Below are 15,374 nucleotides of genomic sequence, written 5' to 3'. Positions count from 1 at the left end.
TCGGCAGGGTGAATATCAGAATTGAGCGGTCAACTGGAAACCGAGCGTCACGCGCGCAGTGGGAAAATCTGACGGCTTGTAGATCGGCGTCCCGGCGAACAGGTCATAGGCGAGCGCGCCAGCCTTTGCTGATGCACTACCGCGCACACCGATCACCGCACCTGCCAGTTGTGTCCCGGCGAGATATGCGGCGTTCGGTCCGAATACGTGCCCGTAGTCGATGCCTGCGTAAAGTGACTGTCCGGTCGATCCAACCGGTAGCTGCAACTCGTTGCGCCAGAAGAAACCGCGCTCGGCCGCGAGCATCGTTTCGCCGTCGAAGCCGCGCACCGTGTAACGGCTGCCGATGGTCAGGTCATCGATATAGTTCAGCGTGTTGTTCGTGAACTGCCCATGCACGCTCGTCACGTAACGCAATGGCTGGCTTGCGACCTTGAACGGCACCGACAGGTTCGCGTCGAAGCTGGCCATGCGGAAGCGGTAAGTCGGGCCACTCTCGTAGAAGTCTGGCGTTGCCCCTAGTCCGCCCACGCCCTGACGGTACGCGAGACTGCCATCGAACTTCGACGCGCCGAAGTAGTGGCGATCGGTAAGCCCCGCCTCGATGAACGTGTTGTTGCGCCGCTGCTGCGGGATATCGGTGTCTTCAATGAAGCTTTCACCGAAGCGCTTCGTCAGGCGGAACTGCGCGCCAAGTACGTTGTTCTGGCTGCGCATGAGCACCCGTTGCAGTTTGAAGTCAACGGTCTGCGCGTTGCCGCTCGACACGAAAGTCTGATTCGCGCCCGCAATCTGCTGGTAGTACGTGTTCGTGTAGGCCGATAGCGTGCCGGTCCAGTAGCCCCACGGAACCGAATAGAAGCCGTTCCAGCCGTGCGAACCGAGACCTTTGTCACCGAATTCGAGGTCCTGACTCACACCGACGTTGAAAATGTCGTTTAGCCCGAGCGGGTTGTCGATGCCAAGGCTCAGGTTGCCTTGCAGCTTGCCGGTGGCGCGGCTGCCAGAGTTGTCCACCGACGCGACCACCGTCCAGGGCTTCGCGCGCTTTACCGTCACGACCACATCGCTTTCGCCCGGTACGTCAGTGGGTTCGATTTTCATGTCCACGTCCTGGCTGCTGACGCGCTTCATCTGTTCGAGTCCCTGTTCGAGGTAGCGCAGGTTCAGCATATCGCCACCGCGCGCCGGGAAGGCGGTTTTCCATGTGCCGCGCGTGGCGGGGTCGGCGAAGCGGATTGCACGCACGACACCGGGCACCAGTGCAAACTTCAGCGTGCCGGTTGACAGGTCCTGCTCGGGCAGCAGCACGCGTGTCGTGATGTAGCCGCGACTCAGGATAGCCTGCTGCAATCCTTTCGTGAGCGTGTCGAGTCCTGCCTTGCCGACGCATTGCCCCCGGTAATGGTCGAGCCATTCGCGGGCGAACGCGAAGCGGTCGAGCGGCAACGCGGATGCACCCTGTTTGCGCACGGCATCAGGTAACGTGGCAGGTACGTCGAGCAAAAACCATTCGATGCGAAAGCATGGCGTTTCAGCAGGCAGTTCCGGCCAGACGCTGGCCTTCGGCGCGCTCGAGCGTACCGAAGGCGCGTTGACGGTCTTCTCACGCTGCTGCGCGTCGCGTTGCTGCTGGAGCTGCTGGTTCTGTTCGGCATTGGCGCGTGCCGCTGCGGCTGTATCTGCCGGAGTCGGCGCCTGCTGCGCGAGTGAAGTCGAACTACCTAGCGCAAAGAGCGCTGCCGCCAACGGAAGGACAGACAGCGCCGCCCTGCTGACCTGCAGAGATTGTTGTTTTGTCATGCCGGCCTTGTAACTAACCACACACCACCAAGAATCACTACCGCGCCGACCAGCTGAGTCGGCTTTAACATCTGCTCATGCAGCGCCGTGAACGCCAGTACGACCAGGATCGAGACAGCGACCATCAACGGATAGGCGACGCCCAGACTGGCCTTGCGAAGCGCAAGCGCATAGAGAACAAATCCGACTCCGTAAGAACCTATTGCGGCCACGCGGAGCAGAAGCGGCACCCATTCACCTACTGACGGTGTCGCCGCCCGAAGTGCGGCGAGCCGCAGCAGAACACTTGCCAGTCCGCTCAACATACCGCTGGCAATCAACGCGATCAACGACATGACTAGCCTGCCACGTTGGAACGCACGCGCGTCTCAACGTGCGTCTGATCGCTTTCTGCGTTCGAGAAGATCTGCCCGAAACGGCTCGCGCCATTCAATGCGACGAGCACGATCGCGGGGAAAGCAAGGGAAAGGTTGCGGATCTCGTCGGTATAGCCGAAGAGCACGAACAGAACGAGGAGCGGCAGGAACGCGGCAAGGAAGTATCGTCTGTCGCTCATACTGGTCTCCTGCCACGCACGGCGAAAGAACACAATCGTGGGCACAAGGATCAGCGGATTCTGAAGGCTCGGGGTCAGGATGCCCTTGGCAACCAGGTTATAGAAACGAACGTATGAAGCCGGGTTAAGCCAGAACAGCAGGTTTTCCTTCGCGTGAAACTCGATGAAACCGCCGCTGTTCGCTTCGTAGCCGTTCATGAGGAAATCCCGGCTGACGAAACAGCATACCAACTGGAGCGCCAGCCAGCTGAACCGGCTGCGCATCGGGACGTCCCGCTGGTGCAGGAAGAACAACGCAAGTGGCACAAGAAAGAACGTTTCCTTGTTGAACGAGAAAAACGCAATCGCCAGCGTGCAGGGGATCATCCAGCGCTTTAGCATGAAATAGCATGCGCTGAACACGCCCAGTATTTCGATGAAGTCGTAGTAGTACGCGCCCGCCTGGAACGTAAGTGGGTAGATGAAGCTGAAGCCAGCCAGAAACCCGAGTGCCTGCCCGAACGACAGGCCACGCATCCGCGCCAGCTTGTAGATCAGTAATAGCGCAAGCGCCATCGACAGCACCACGAAGAAATAGACGATGTGGTACGTGATGGCGACCATCAGCGTCCAGTACGTGTCCGGGACGCCGCTGAAGTAGCTATGGTGCAGCGAATCATAGCGACTGATGGACTTGAACAGTTTCTGCCGGAGCGCAGGGTTCAATTGCCCGGCCATGTACTTCGCCGCTTTGGCAAACGTGGAGCGGTAGACGTACGGCCGCGGAGCCGTCCCCTCGACCATGCTGACCAGCGTGAGGCTTTGCGCATAGCCGTCCAGCTTGTGATCGTCGCGAAATCCGAACTTCAGCAATACGCTGTTCGTGATGTTTCCTGCGCACACGAGCAGCAGGACGAATACGATCGAGAACCGGCAGAACGCCAGCATCCTGTTTCTGTTTTTCAAATTCATTTTGCAGGGACCTGTCAAAGCTGCACAAAGTGGGCCGTCATCATGGTGGCGACCATGATCAGAATGTTAAAGAGGCTGCCGTGATCTTTGATCAGATGGACTAACGGGTCGTCATCCATTACGCCCCGCACGGTCTTGATCCACAGGCGCGCGAACAGGGCGATCAGGCCGATTGCGACAAACCACAGCAGTCCGGGTACCGCATACCGGTCGATCGTCTCCGGCGCGTTGATAAAAAGGCCGAAGACAATCACTGCCGAGAAGGACGAGCCGATACCCAGCGGCCACAGCACTTCAAGATCCGCAACACGATAGTCGCGCCCCACCGTGACGGCGTCGGCGCTCATCCGCAGGGACACCAGTTCGGCGCAGCGCTTGACGAGCGCGAGACTCAGGAATGTGAAGACGGAAAACGCGAGTAGCCAGTGACTCGTGTTGATGTTTACCGCCACCGATCCCGCGAAGATTCGCAGCGTATACAGCAGTGAGAGCGCGATGACGTCGATCATCACGCGCGTTTTTAGAAACAGGCTGTAGGCGGTGGTCAAGATCAGGTAGAACAAGAGCATCACCGCAAACGCTGCCGATGTTGATAACGCTAGAGCGAGCGACGTGACGAGTAGCGCAACCGCACACAGGATGCCGCTCGATATCGATAATGCCCCGCTCGCGAAGGGCCGCTGCCGCTTGCGGGGATGCCGTCGGTCGCTATCCAGATCCCAGAGATCGTTCGCGATGTAGGTCGCTGATGCGCCCAGCGACATCGAGACAAATGCTAGCGCGAGCGTCACCAGCTTGCCTGTATCAAAGAAGGAAAATGCCGTCAGCAAGGGTACAAAAAGCAACAGGTTCTTGAGCCACTGGTGAACGCGCAGCGCCTTCAGCCAGAGCGAAAGGTCGGCTTTGCTGTTTGGGAACTCCCGCTCAACAGGGACATTCGTGCGAACCAGATTGGCAAGACGTGGCGAAGCGCCAGCCAGAACGGCCGCCTGGCAACCGAGCCATACTGGCAGGTCAGCACGACTGTCGCCGGCGTAGACGAACCGCTCGCCGACGCATAGGCGCGCTTTCTCAAGCTTCGTCCGTCCTCTCAGGTTGGTGTCGCCCTCCGTGGCCAGCACCGCGTCGAAGAGTTCCAGATGCGCGGACACGCGTTCCGCAATCGAACTGTGCGCGGCAGTGGCGAGAACGATCTTACGGCCACGCTTTTTTTCGGCAATCAGATAGTCGACTAACGCTTTGCGATACGGCAGGTGCTCGGCTGCAATAGTGGAGCGGGCGGCAATCTCTCGCTTGAATGCCAAACGTCCTTTCAACAGCCATATTGGCAAACGGATGAGATTCAATGGATTCTGCTTCACGACCTTGATGACGGACTCAGCCAGCGTGTCGGTCAATGTCAGCGTTCCGTCCAGGTCTACAATCAGCGGAAAATCGGTATTCTTTTGCACAAACAACCCGTCCTATTCTGCGGTGCAGTTGAGCGCATGCCGGACGCGCGTACACCCTGGTCTTGCGTTCCTGTGCACCGCGCGCTACAGGTGCACCTGCTGGTTCTGTTCTGCGTTGGCGCGTGCCGCTGCCGTGGTATCCGCTGGCGTCGGTACCTGCTGTGCCTGAGTCGCGAGACAGACAAAGGCTGTGAGCGGAAGAAGCGCCAGCCTCTTTCTGATTTTCATAGCTATTTCGAATCTTATTCTTTGAGCGCGCCACGAATGCGCGCCCAATATCTCAGGCCTCACCGTCCCGCTTGAACCACGGACCGAATGTTTCGGGATCGTCACTCGACATTCCGGCCTTGCGAAGATGCTTCGGTAGTAACCGAATAAACCAAATCATTAGCCCAATGAAGAGAGGGAGACAAATTAACGCCATGGCCTTGTTTTCATCAAGCTGGAAGGCCATACGGCAAAATCCAGCAATAACAAAAGCCCAGCATCCAGCTCCCCCAATTGCAATTCCACCAACCACAGCGGCAATTTGGATAGTTGCGTAGAGTCTTCTCCAATGCATTTCTGGTCTCCGGCATGCCGGATGTCATTGATAACCGTCACGCCCTTTGTGCCTACGCCAAACAGTAGTATTCCCTGATTCGTACCATGTGGAAGCGCCTGGTTAACAAATGGAATCAGTTTATTGTTACAGATCTGCGGCACCATCACATCAAACATCGAACTCGGACGGTTCAGACCATCAGCAATGCCCATCTTGAGCGGAACGGGCGCATTCAGCGCGGCAATTGAGAACACAAAATTAGCGCCATCATATGCGACATTTCCCCACGTCGGCGACACCAGCTTGAATCCATACCGCAATGGATTTGTACCCGGTGAACTGATCCCGTTATAGCGGTTATACAAACCATCCACTCCTTCGGCCATGTCACTCAAATCGAACGCGACCATCCAGCCTCCACTTGTTGCGCACCCTACGCCCTTCGTCGCACAAATACCTGCACCCGTCTTGACCGTCAAACCGCCCGTTACGATCTTGGCCGCATCCTTTGTCACGCCCAGCGGGTCACTCTGAAGCGCATCACCAATTTTCTGTGTCGGCGTGTAGACAAACAATCGCGCCCCCTGCTGACGATTCACCCAATCAATCTCCGGCCCAAGCTGCGACGCCTCAAGCTGACTCACGTAATTCGCGTTGTACTGGTCGCTTCCCTGGGGATACTCGGCTCAGCATTTCACTACGTAGCACGCCGCCTGCGTCAGCTTTTTCTCTTCCGCCGCGTCGCCGTTGGCCTTATCCGCAATCGCCTTCTTCTCATCCGGATGCAACTGCCGATTAAAAAGGTCCACGTTGTACCCCGAGACTGCACCTGCATTTCCGCCCACCGCTGCGCCTGCGCCCGTGGCAATCGCATTGGCCACGATGTTCCCGAGGGCTTCATTCATTGCCGCATTGCTGGTCGGATTCCAACCGGCAATCGCATCGCTCAGGTTGTTCAACTGTCCGGCTGCAATCGACGCAATCGCAGCGCCGGCAGCGCCACCGGTGGCATTGCCGCCTGCCAGGCCGGTCACAAGGGCCGCACCCGCCGCCTGCATCATCGCGCGATCTGTGCCGCCTTCCTTCCACGCGTCCATGCCAGCCTGATCGGCTGCGGCGGCTGCCTTAACGATTCATTCGTCCTGTTTGTCGTCCTTCGTCTTGTAGCTATCGCGTGCTTTCTTGTAGCTGTTGTCAAAGGGTTTCAAACGCAATAAATTCGCTCTCTCTGCGTAGGTTCCGGTCGCGAGTACAATCATTCCGACCGTCACACCGACGAACATGGACATGCCAGAAAGAAGTCTGTACGACGCAACGCTAATCGTAATGCCAGCAGCCCATAACAGTATTCTGAACCACGACGAGAAATTTCCGTTTTCAATGATTTTCATTTTTTTGCCCCAACGGCACTGTTCAGTTTCGATGCGGCATCCGTAACACCGCCAGTCCCCTTTAACCAAGTTCCTAGCTCAGTTAAGCCAGGACCCGCCAAAGGATATTTGTTCGATATTCCGCCCAAGGTCAAATCAACTATCCCCCCAGTAACGTATGAGCCAGGGTCGGGGCGCGCTACTTGTGTAATCCCGTCTGCGAGCCAACCGGTCACCGTTGAACCAAACGCTGCGGCATTAAAGAGAGGAGCGTAAGGTGAGGGAATCGCACCCGCTGCCGCTGCTGCTGCCCCAACGCGCCCCGCGTTGGTCGAGATCATTCCAGCCGCATCTGCCGTCGTGTTACGCATGAACGCCACATCGCTCTGATCGAATTTGGTAAAAGGTCCAGTCACGTTCAACGCGCCGCCGCCCGATGAAAGATCATACGTGTACTGACTCGGCACGCCACCCGGCGACGCAGAGTTGTAGTTCGCAAGAATGTACGACTGCAATTGCGAATCTGCTTGCGCAGTCTTCCGCGTGAGAACCGTCTGTCCGTCACTCGTTGCGGGAGCCCCGATCCACTGAGCTCCCGAATCAGTGGGGACTTGTCCTATTAACGTGGTAGCTGTGCCCGTTTCGTAGGTACCATTTGCCGTCACCCCCATGATTCGCATCTGGTCTTCGATCTGTGCTTCAGTGTACTTGCCGCCGCTCTTATCCGCGAGTTGCTTCGCGAGGGTCTTTTCTTCAGGGTGCAGTTGCCGATTAAACCGGTCCACGTTGTACCCCGAGACTGCACCTGCGTTGCCGCCCACCGCCGCGCCTGCGCCCGTGGCAATCGCATTGGCCACGATGTTCCCGAGGGCTATGTTCATTGAGGCATTGCCAGTCGGATTCGAACCGGCAATTGCATCGCTCAGGTTGTTCAACTGTCCGGCCGCAATCGACGCAATCGCAGCGCCGGCAGCGCCACCGATGGCATTGCCACCTGCCAGGCCGGTCACAAGGGCCGCGCCCGCCGCCTGCATCATCGCGCGATCTGTGCCGCCTTCCTTCCACGCGTCCATGCTTGCCTGATCGCCTGCGGCGGCTGCCTCGTCATACTTCGTTTTCGCATAGTCGCCAATCCGCCGGGAAACGGCTTCGCCCGCTGCGCTCGCCGCCGCCATCATGTCGGACTGTCGGTCAAGCAGAGCATTGACGTCCGGCAGCTTTGCTACCGTGCCGTTCGTGTTCGATGTGTCCCGGTTCAAACCTGCAATGTCCTGGGTCTGCTTCGCCGCATCGGTCGTGATGATCGTTCCCGCGCTGATCGCGCTTTTCGTCGTCGCGCTGTCGCTGCCGCTGTCGTTCTGGCTTAGCATCGGCGCGACGCCGCCCCCGTTGATGCCTGACGTGCTGCCGTGCGTGCTGTAGTTCGCGCCACCATCGCCCGCCGTGATGCCCCCGCCGATTCCGCTGGAATGTGCGTCATAACTGGATGAATTCTGAACGTCAGAGAACGTCAGCGTACCCGTCGAAAGCGTGTTTTTCGACGGATCGGCCTCGCTGGCGATCAGGCCGCCCTTGAGGTCGGTGTTACCCACGACACTGATGTTGAATCCGCCGTCACCGGCCGAGATTCCAGCCTGTTCATTGACACCCGCATAGCTGCCGCTCGCGTTCGCGTCGGTGTGACTGAAGCTCGCACTCCCGCCGCCCTGGCTGATGCTGAATCCGCCGCCAGTACTTTCCTGATGCGCGGCGCTCGTCATCGTGTCCTGTACGCTTGCGATATTGAGATTACCGCCAACGCTGGCATTCACCTGCTGGCCGCTCACGTTGGACCCGATGATGTTCGTATCGCCGCCCGAAATGATTGTCGCCGTATTAGCGGCCGTCACATGCGTGTTGTTCTGCGTGGCCGCATCGGTATTGCCGTCGCCGTGCGCCTTCGACATGGCGGCATCGACGCCGAAACCGCTGCTGCCATAGGATATGCCGACGCTGCCGCTGCTCGACTGGTTCGTGCTGCGCGTCGAATCGGTGTCGGTCGTATTGACGAGATTCACCTGATTCTGCGCCGCGAGAATCACGTCGCTGGCATTCACGTTCGAACCGGCGATGGTCACGTTGCCGCTGCCGGGCGTGGCGTTACCCGTTGCGACAAACGCCGCTGTTCCGCCAGCCGTCACGTTCGACCCTACGGTTGTGGTGGAGTCCTCCGCGTAGGTGCTTTTCGAGCTACTGGAGCCGAAACTGAGTTCGACCTTCATCTGAGGCGTGGTGCCCGTCGCAAGATCGCTGGCCAGGCCGCCGGCGGCCATATTCGCGTCCCACGCCGCGCTCGCTGCCGCCATGCCGTGCAATGCCGCCGCCCGATCATCCTTGCTGTTGCTGGCGGCATGTGTCTGGTCAACCGCATTCGATATGGCATCGATTACCGGCGCTTTCACGGCAAGAGTGAACCCGCTCTGTTTGACCGCATGCGACTCGTCATAGTGCGTGGTGTCGGTGGCGGCGTCGATGATCACGTTCGCGCCCGTACCGGTGACGTTCTTCGCAGCAATGAGATCACTGCCTGTCACATGCAGATCATTGCCCGCGGCGATGCTCAGATTGCCCGCGAGCGAGCCAACTGTGCTGCCCGTGTTCGTCACCTGCGACGTGTTGGTGGTATCGGTCTGCGTCTTGCTGCCGACCGAGATACCGACGCCGCCGCTCGTACCGAATCCCGACTCATGTTTCTGGTAGTACGTGGACGTAGTCTGCGTATCCTGCGAGGTCGTAATGTTGACGTTGCCAGCCGCTCCGAGATTCACGTCGTTCGTGCCTGCCACCGTCGAGCCTTTCACGGTCAGGTCCTTGCCCGCGCTGATGTTGACGGTATCGCCTGCCACTATACTTGCCACGCCGATATTTGCCTGCGTGTTCTGTGTCGTGTCCGTGGTCGAGCCGTGAAATGCGCTACCGCGCTTCGATTCGGTCGCCACGTAGCTGTCATGTTCCTCGCGGGCTTCGTTCAGCGTGACGTCGCCGCTTGCCGCAATCGTCGCTGCCCCCGTACCCGCCGCGAGTGTCGATCCGGTCAGCGTCACATAGCCCTTGCTGGTGTCCGTGCTGATCGCGCCAAGCGTCGCATTGCCGCCTGCAGTAAACGTCGTGCCGACCGCCTGCTCATCGTACGTATGGTCAACCTCCTTGCGGGAGGGACCGTCCGTTGCAACGTTGTTGAAAGTGGCGGTGTCCGTCACCGTGGTGGCCGTCAGGTTGCCGCCCGCGACCACCGCCATGTCGCCACCCGCCGCAACGGCCGCGCCCCTGAGCGTCGTGTCGTTGCCGCTCTGCATCGCAAGACTGCCGCCTGCCGTGATCGCCCCCGTCTCGTTGACCGTGCTGCTCGCATCCCAATGGTGCTGCGCGTTCTGCATCCCGGACTGCGACGTTGTGGATTGCACCGCGTCAACCGTAATGTCATGTCCTGCCGTGATCTGCGCGTCACCGCCTGCGGTGATATTCGCGCCGTGCATGGTCAGGTCGTTGCCCGCTGCAACCACCATGTCGCCGGTCGACGCAATCGTGCCCTGTGCACCAAGCAGCGTGGTGCTCATCCTGCTGTCGCTGGCCGCGTTGCTCACGCCTACCGTGTCGACCAGCGTCGTATTGATGATGTTGTTGCCCGCCAGCACCGCAACGCGGTTGCCGCTGATCATCCCGGACGCATTGACCACATCGTTCGTCGCGGCCACGACCGTGGTGCCATTCGTCCCGCTGCTGCCGATGGTGCCGCCACGGTTCAGGATATCGGTGGCGCTCACGACCGTCTGCGTGCCGCCCTTGATCACGCCGCTGTTCGTGGCGCTGCCGGTCGCATGAATCTCGACGTCATCGGCGGAAATCAGCGCGCCGCTCGGTTGCAGGTCGTTCGCATGGGTCTGCGCGAGGTAGACAACGGGCGCGAGTACCTGCTGCGTGCTGCCATTGGGCAGCGTGACGGTCTGGTTGACCAGCCACACGATATCGCTCGTCAGCGCGTCCATCTGCGCAGCCGTCAGCGCAATGCCCGGTTCGAGCCCGAACTGCTGCGCCACGTTCACGCCGTTCGTCATCAGCGCCTGATATTCGTCCAGGTTGTTCGTGTAGCCCTGAAGGTAGACGCGGCCCGTCAGTTGGGTGATCTGCTCGCGTACAAGCTGCTCTTCGTACATGCCGTCGCCCAGGCGCTTCTCCACGGTCTGCGGGTTCAGGCCGAGCTGCTGCAGCATGTAGTCGCTGGAAATGAAGCTGGTGTAGCTGGTCAGGCGAGGGTCGGTCACCACCAGATACGATGCGCCGGGCGCGGTCTGATACGTGTAAAGACCACTCTTTGGCAACGTGACGTTCAGCGCGCCGGTGCTGCTCGCGACCGTCTGTGGGGCCTTGGCCTGCTGGCCCGTCAGCGCCTGATTCGCGCCGAGCGTGCCGCCTGTCGCGCCCGTGGCCGAATTCGCCGCTGCAACATTCGTATTGTTGATGTCGGTGCCGCTGATCTGGACCGCGTTATTCGCGATGATCGTGCCGCCCGTGCCACCGATCGCCACAGGCGTCAGGACGATTGACGGTTCCGTCACCGTCTGCCGGTCCTGGCTGGTGTCCACGTTCCACGCATAGGTGGAAACGATGTCCTGGCGCTGGTACTGGTACAGCGTCTGTCCGGTATTGTTCACCAGCGTGCCGCCGTAATTGCCGCTGCCGTTGGCAATCTCGCCGTCCTGCTGGCTGGCGCCGACCTGGATCGAGCCGCCCGCTGCGATCGCACTATAGCTGTTGTTGAGCGTGCCGACGTTCGCCAGCGTCAGGTTGCCGCCCGCCAGCAGTTGCGCCTGCTGGGCCTGCGGACCGGTTACCTGGTCCTGCTGCGTGGTGGTCGTCGTGTCTCTCGCGACCTCGACGACCTGATAACCATTATGTCCACCGCTGAACGTCGGGTATTCGGTCGACGGCAGGTAGTTGATGTTCGGGTCGTAGTCGTCCCAGTAGTTGACGGTGACTGAACCGTCAGCGTTCTTCGTCAGTGTGTTGTACCAGATCGTCTGTTGCTGGCCGTTGACGTTGACGACCAGCACGTTGTCGGTCGCATTCGGCCCCGAGGTCTGCGACACGATCTGCGAGGCGCTGAACGTTGCGTCGAGCGGATTCTTGTAGTCATCGCTCCAGGTGGGATTGGAGCAGGCCGGAATCGAACCACCGGTCGGACAGATGATGTACTTGTCGCGCTTGGTCTGGTGTTTAGTCTCGACATCGGTTGTCACCGTCTTAACCGTGGGCGCGGGCCGCGAGTTCGTCAGCGTCTGCGTCGCGACTTCGATGTTGCCTTGCGCCTCGATGGTGGACTGGTCGTTGGTGACTGAATCACTACGGTTCGCGAGCAGACCGTTACCGTCGCGCGTCGCGTTGGCGGCGATGTTGATATCGTCCAGGCTGAACAGGTTCGCGCCGCGCGTGTTCGAGATATCGCCGGGCGAGTACAGGTTCAGTTGCGAAGCGGCGGCCATGATGGCGGCGGGGCCGGTGTTCACAATGGACTGGCTGGCGTTCGCCGTGACGGTATTGCCAATGATGGTGGCGGTGTTGGCCAGAGTGGCGCTATTCGTCGTAACGGTGTCGCCTTCGATGCGGCCTTCATTGGTGATCGCGTTCGCCGCGTTGACGGTGGTGCTGGCCGAATTGAGGTCCGCGCCCGCCTGGTTGTCCACGTTCGCCGCATTGACCGTCAGCGCGTTGACCGCGGCGAGCGTCCCCTGGTTCGTGAAGCTGCCTGGTGTGGTGAAGCTCAGATCGTGATTCGCCTGGATCAGGTTGGCGGTGTCGAGCGTGTAGTCGCCATTGATGGTTACTGCGCCGTCGCGGCCCGCCACGATGCGGCCGTCACCGGTCAGCTGATTCGTCGCGACGCTCAGGTCTTGGTCGCTACCGATTGCGCCGCCCTTGTTGGCCAGCGTGCCAGCCGTGATGGCAACGCTGCCACCGCTACCGTTGTCATTGCCGATCCGTCCCGACGTGTTGTCGAGCGTCGCCACGTTCAGACCGAGCGCACCGTTGGCGTGGATCGAACCATTCTGGTTCACGACCGTCGCGCCTGCCTGGTCGAGCGTGAGGTTATTCGCACCCGAGAGTGTGCCGCCCGTGTTACTCACCGACTGCGTCGCGTCAAGCGTCAGGTCGTGACCTGACACAATTTGTGCGCCGTCCGTGTTCGACAGCGTCTGCGCGTTCACAGTCACGTCACCGTTGCCGCCAATCGTACCAGCGCCGCTCAAGCCGCCCGTGTTGGCGTTCGTGATGGTTGCCGCGCTAATGGTCGTCGCGCCTGTGCCGACATTTGCGATACGGCCATTCGTGTTGTCCACCGATGCGCCCGACACCTGCAATGTCGTACCCGCGCCGTCCGATTCGATCTGGCCGCCGGTATTGACGAGCGCGCCGGATGCCGCGGCCGATACACTGCCGTTGCCCTGGATCAGACCCGCTGAATTGTCGAGCGTGCTGCCGGACTGGACAGTTGTCGCGCCGGACGCGGTGAGCGTGCCGCCCGCATTGTTGACGCTGCCTCCCGCGACGGACACGTCACCGTTGCCGCCGATCAGTCCGTTGCCGGTGTTCGTGAGTGCACCGCTCGCGCTCACCGTCGTAGCCCCGGTGCCGCCGTTCGCAATCGTGCCGCCATCGTTCACAACGCTCTGCGCTGACACGTCAAGCACGTCGTCGGCCTGCACCGTGCCGCCCTCGTTGTTCAGTGTGCCCGTGCCGCTTATCGATACGTCGCGTGCGCCGACATAGCCGCCTGCGCGGTTATCGAGCGAGGCCACCTGAAACGTCACGGACGATTGCCCCGCCAGCGTCCCGCCCCGGTTCGATACCACACCCCCCGTGGACGTCCAGTGAGCCATTCGTGGCGATGGTGCCCGTGTTGTTCGACAGCGAACCGGTGGCAACGTACAGGGTGCCGGTCCCGGAATCCGTGATCCTGCCGCCGTCGTTGATGAGCGCAGCGGGCGTGAGCGTGAGGCTGGAACTGTTTGTCGCCAGCGATCCGTTCGTGTTGTCGAACGTACCGGACACATTGACGGTTGTCGGCCCGGTGCCGGTCTGCGTGAGGGTGCCGCCGTGGTTGGTGAGGTTCGCTGCCGCCAGCGATAGCTGCGTCGCGTTGAGCGTCGCCGCACTGGTGTCAAGCGTCTGCGCGGCGGAAATAGTGAGCGCGCCGTTAGCAGCGCTCTGGCTGCCCGTAAGCGTTACGTTGTTGCCCTTAAGCGTGGCATTGCCACCCGCGATGTTCTGGCCGGTCGCGGAAAGGGTATCTGCCGCGCTCAGGTTGAGATCGCCGCTCTGGCCAACGCTGCCATCCGCATTGATGCCCGCACCGAGGGTGCCGGTTGACGTGACGTTCCCCGCACTGATGGTCAGGTTCTGCTGCGCGTAGGTTGAGCCGCTGTTGTCCACATCGCCCGCCGCTGACACCGCAAGATTGCCGCTCGCGGTTGTCTTGCCGGTGAGAACCAGCCTGCCCTGCGTCGTGAGCGTCAGGTCGCCCGCCTGGGCGGCGATGACGCCCGCATTCGATACGCCGACACCGTTCTCGGTGCCCACCAGCAGGATACGGTTGGCGTACATGCCGCCAAGCTGGCTCACGTCGATAGACACGCCCGGCGCGGGACCATCGCCCGCAATAGGGGTGGCCGCAAGCGTATCGTGACTGACCTGATTCGCGCCGGCGATAACATTCAGGCCGTTGGCACGGATGGCCGCGTTAGCCTCCACCGCGCGGGAGATCAGGTCGACCTGATCAATATTGGTCGCGTCCAGGCCCGCGCCCTGGACGGTAATCATGCCGCCAGTTACGTTAAAACCGCTCAGGTTGCCGCCCGCGTCGAGCATCGGCGTACCGGTGGTGAGAATGCCGCGCGTGGTATTGATGAAGCCGCCGCCATCGACCACGATCCCGGAACCGTTTGCCACGACGACTTCGGCCCTGTTGCCCGCCACTTCGAGATAGCCGCGCAACTGGCTGGGCGAATTGCTGTTGACCTGGTTGAGAATGATCCGCGCGGACTGGCCTGGCGAAAGATTCGGGTTACCACTCACCTGTCCCGCGAGTTGCGTGTTCGTGATAACGGGCGAGTTGTTCAGGATCGCGCCGTTTTTCTGCACATCGAACTGCGAATACGTATTAACCGAAACACCCGCATTCGACGCCTTGTTGATATCGACCTGCGGCAGGCCATTGCGGGTCTGGATGACATTCGGCGCGTGCGCGCCCGAGGGCACGATCTGCGCATCCGCGAGAACAGGTGCGAGTCCGCACAGCACCAGCGCGGCGAAAGCTGCGTGACGCATGGCGAACAGTGTGAGCGGGCGCCGTGAGGCCGATGAATGGGTCTCGCCCTGACTTGCGTTGCCGTGGGCAATGGCGGTTTCCGCAACAGCGACGAGCATACTCCGGCACCGGCTGAAAACCAGCCTGAACATGTTCTTATTCATTCTGCGTAGCGTATTTTTTTAACCTGCCGAAAAATACCTCCTTCCACCGCTCGGGGAAGTTAAAAATTGTCAATGCAGTGCGAAGCAACAACAGAAATCAAAAAACAGGAATTGTCTGATGGACGCAAAGCGCCAATATGTGCGGACCCAATATGCAAACGAATAAACGTCTGCTTCTCGCTGCGCAATTGAAA

The 15,374-nt window shown here is 60.3% G+C and carries 9 protein-coding genes; all 9 read right to left on the bottom strand.

Translation table 11 applies throughout. From position 1 onward, the window contains the following. Positions 1-15 precede the first annotated feature (15 nt). The 9 genes from OKW43_RS03515 to OKW43_RS03475 all read right to left on the bottom strand — a co-directional run bounded on the left by OKW43_RS03515 (position 16) and on the right by OKW43_RS03475 (position 15,180). On the bottom strand, positions 16-1,803 hold the full coding sequence (locus OKW43_RS03515) for a ShlB/FhaC/HecB family hemolysin secretion/activation protein (protein ID WP_429445291.1): 1,788 nt from the start codon (positions 1,801-1,803) through the stop codon (positions 16-18). Beyond that, positions 1,800-2,138, bottom strand: a complete 339-nt coding sequence (locus tag OKW43_RS03510; protein ID WP_187633337.1) for a small multidrug resistance protein — start codon at positions 2,136-2,138, stop codon at positions 1,800-1,802. The genes OKW43_RS03515 and OKW43_RS03510 overlap by 4 nt, the downstream gene beginning before the upstream one ends. A gap of 2 nt (positions 2,139-2,140) precedes the next feature. Beyond that, entirely contained in the window at positions 2,141-3,310 is a 1,170-nt protein-coding gene (locus OKW43_RS03505) for a hypothetical protein (protein ID WP_429445289.1), read from the bottom strand. 14 nt (positions 3,311-3,324) lie between these two features. Further along, positions 3,325-4,761 (bottom strand): UbiA family prenyltransferase, encoded by a 1,437-nt coding sequence (locus OKW43_RS03500; RefSeq protein ID WP_429445287.1) that lies wholly within the window; start codon positions 4,759-4,761, stop codon positions 3,325-3,327. A gap of 414 nt (positions 4,762-5,175) precedes the next feature. Continuing rightward, a complete protein-coding gene (locus OKW43_RS03495; RefSeq protein ID WP_429445285.1) occupies positions 5,176-5,949 on the bottom strand; it encodes a hypothetical protein in 774 nt (257 codons plus the stop codon). A gap of 42 nt (positions 5,950-5,991) precedes the next feature. After that, positions 5,992-6,402 carry a hypothetical protein gene (locus OKW43_RS03490; RefSeq protein WP_187633333.1) on the bottom strand — a complete coding sequence of 137 codons (411 nt, stop codon included), beginning with the start codon at positions 6,400-6,402 and terminating at the stop codon, positions 5,992-5,994. Between the two features lie 36 nt (positions 6,403-6,438). Then, positions 6,439-6,696 carry a hypothetical protein gene (locus OKW43_RS03485; RefSeq protein ID WP_187633504.1) on the bottom strand — a complete coding sequence of 86 codons (258 nt, stop codon included), beginning with the start codon at positions 6,694-6,696 and terminating at the stop codon, positions 6,439-6,441. Further along, positions 6,693-13,520, bottom strand: coding sequence for a hemagglutinin repeat-containing protein (locus OKW43_RS03480; RefSeq protein ID WP_429445282.1), 6,828 nt, complete (start codon positions 13,518-13,520; stop codon positions 6,693-6,695). Before OKW43_RS03480 ends, OKW43_RS03485 begins: the two co-directional genes overlap by 4 nt. Further along, a complete protein-coding gene (locus OKW43_RS03475) occupies positions 13,492-15,180 on the bottom strand; it encodes a filamentous hemagglutinin N-terminal domain-containing protein (protein WP_429445280.1) in 1,689 nt (562 codons plus the stop codon). The genes OKW43_RS03480 and OKW43_RS03475 overlap by 29 nt, the downstream gene beginning before the upstream one ends. Positions 15,181-15,374 lie beyond the last annotated feature (194 nt).

The sequence above is a fragment of the Paraburkholderia sp. WC7.3g genome (assembly GCF_050436345.1).
GTDB classification, from domain to species: Bacteria; Pseudomonadota; Gammaproteobacteria; order Burkholderiales; family Burkholderiaceae; genus Paraburkholderia; species Paraburkholderia podalyriae.
This window is presented reverse-complemented; position numbering and strand designations above follow the sequence as displayed.

What these genes read in the sequence shown, in the direction of transcription:
- OKW43_RS03515 (WP_429445291.1), bottom strand. Translation starts at nt 1,803, where the DNA reads ATGACAAAACAACAATCTCTGCAGGTCAGCAGGGCGGCGCTGTCTGTC.
- OKW43_RS03510 (WP_187633337.1), bottom strand. Translation starts at nt 2,138, where the DNA reads ATGTCGTTGATCGCGTTGATTGCCAGCGGTATGTTGAGCGGACTGGCA.
- OKW43_RS03505 (WP_429445289.1), bottom strand. Translation starts at nt 3,310, where the DNA reads ATGAATTTGAAAAACAGAAACAGGATGCTGGCGTTCTGCCGGTTCTCG.
- OKW43_RS03490 (WP_187633333.1), bottom strand. Translation starts at nt 6,402, where the DNA reads ATGGACGCGTGGAAGGAAGGCGGCACAGATCGCGCGATGATGCAGGCG.
- OKW43_RS03485 (WP_187633504.1), bottom strand. Translation starts at nt 6,696, where the DNA reads ATGAAAATCATTGAAAACGGAAATTTCTCGTCGTGGTTCAGAATACTG.
- OKW43_RS03475 (WP_429445280.1), bottom strand. Translation starts at nt 15,180, where the DNA reads ATGAATAAGAACATGTTCAGGCTGGTTTTCAGCCGGTGCCGGAGTATG.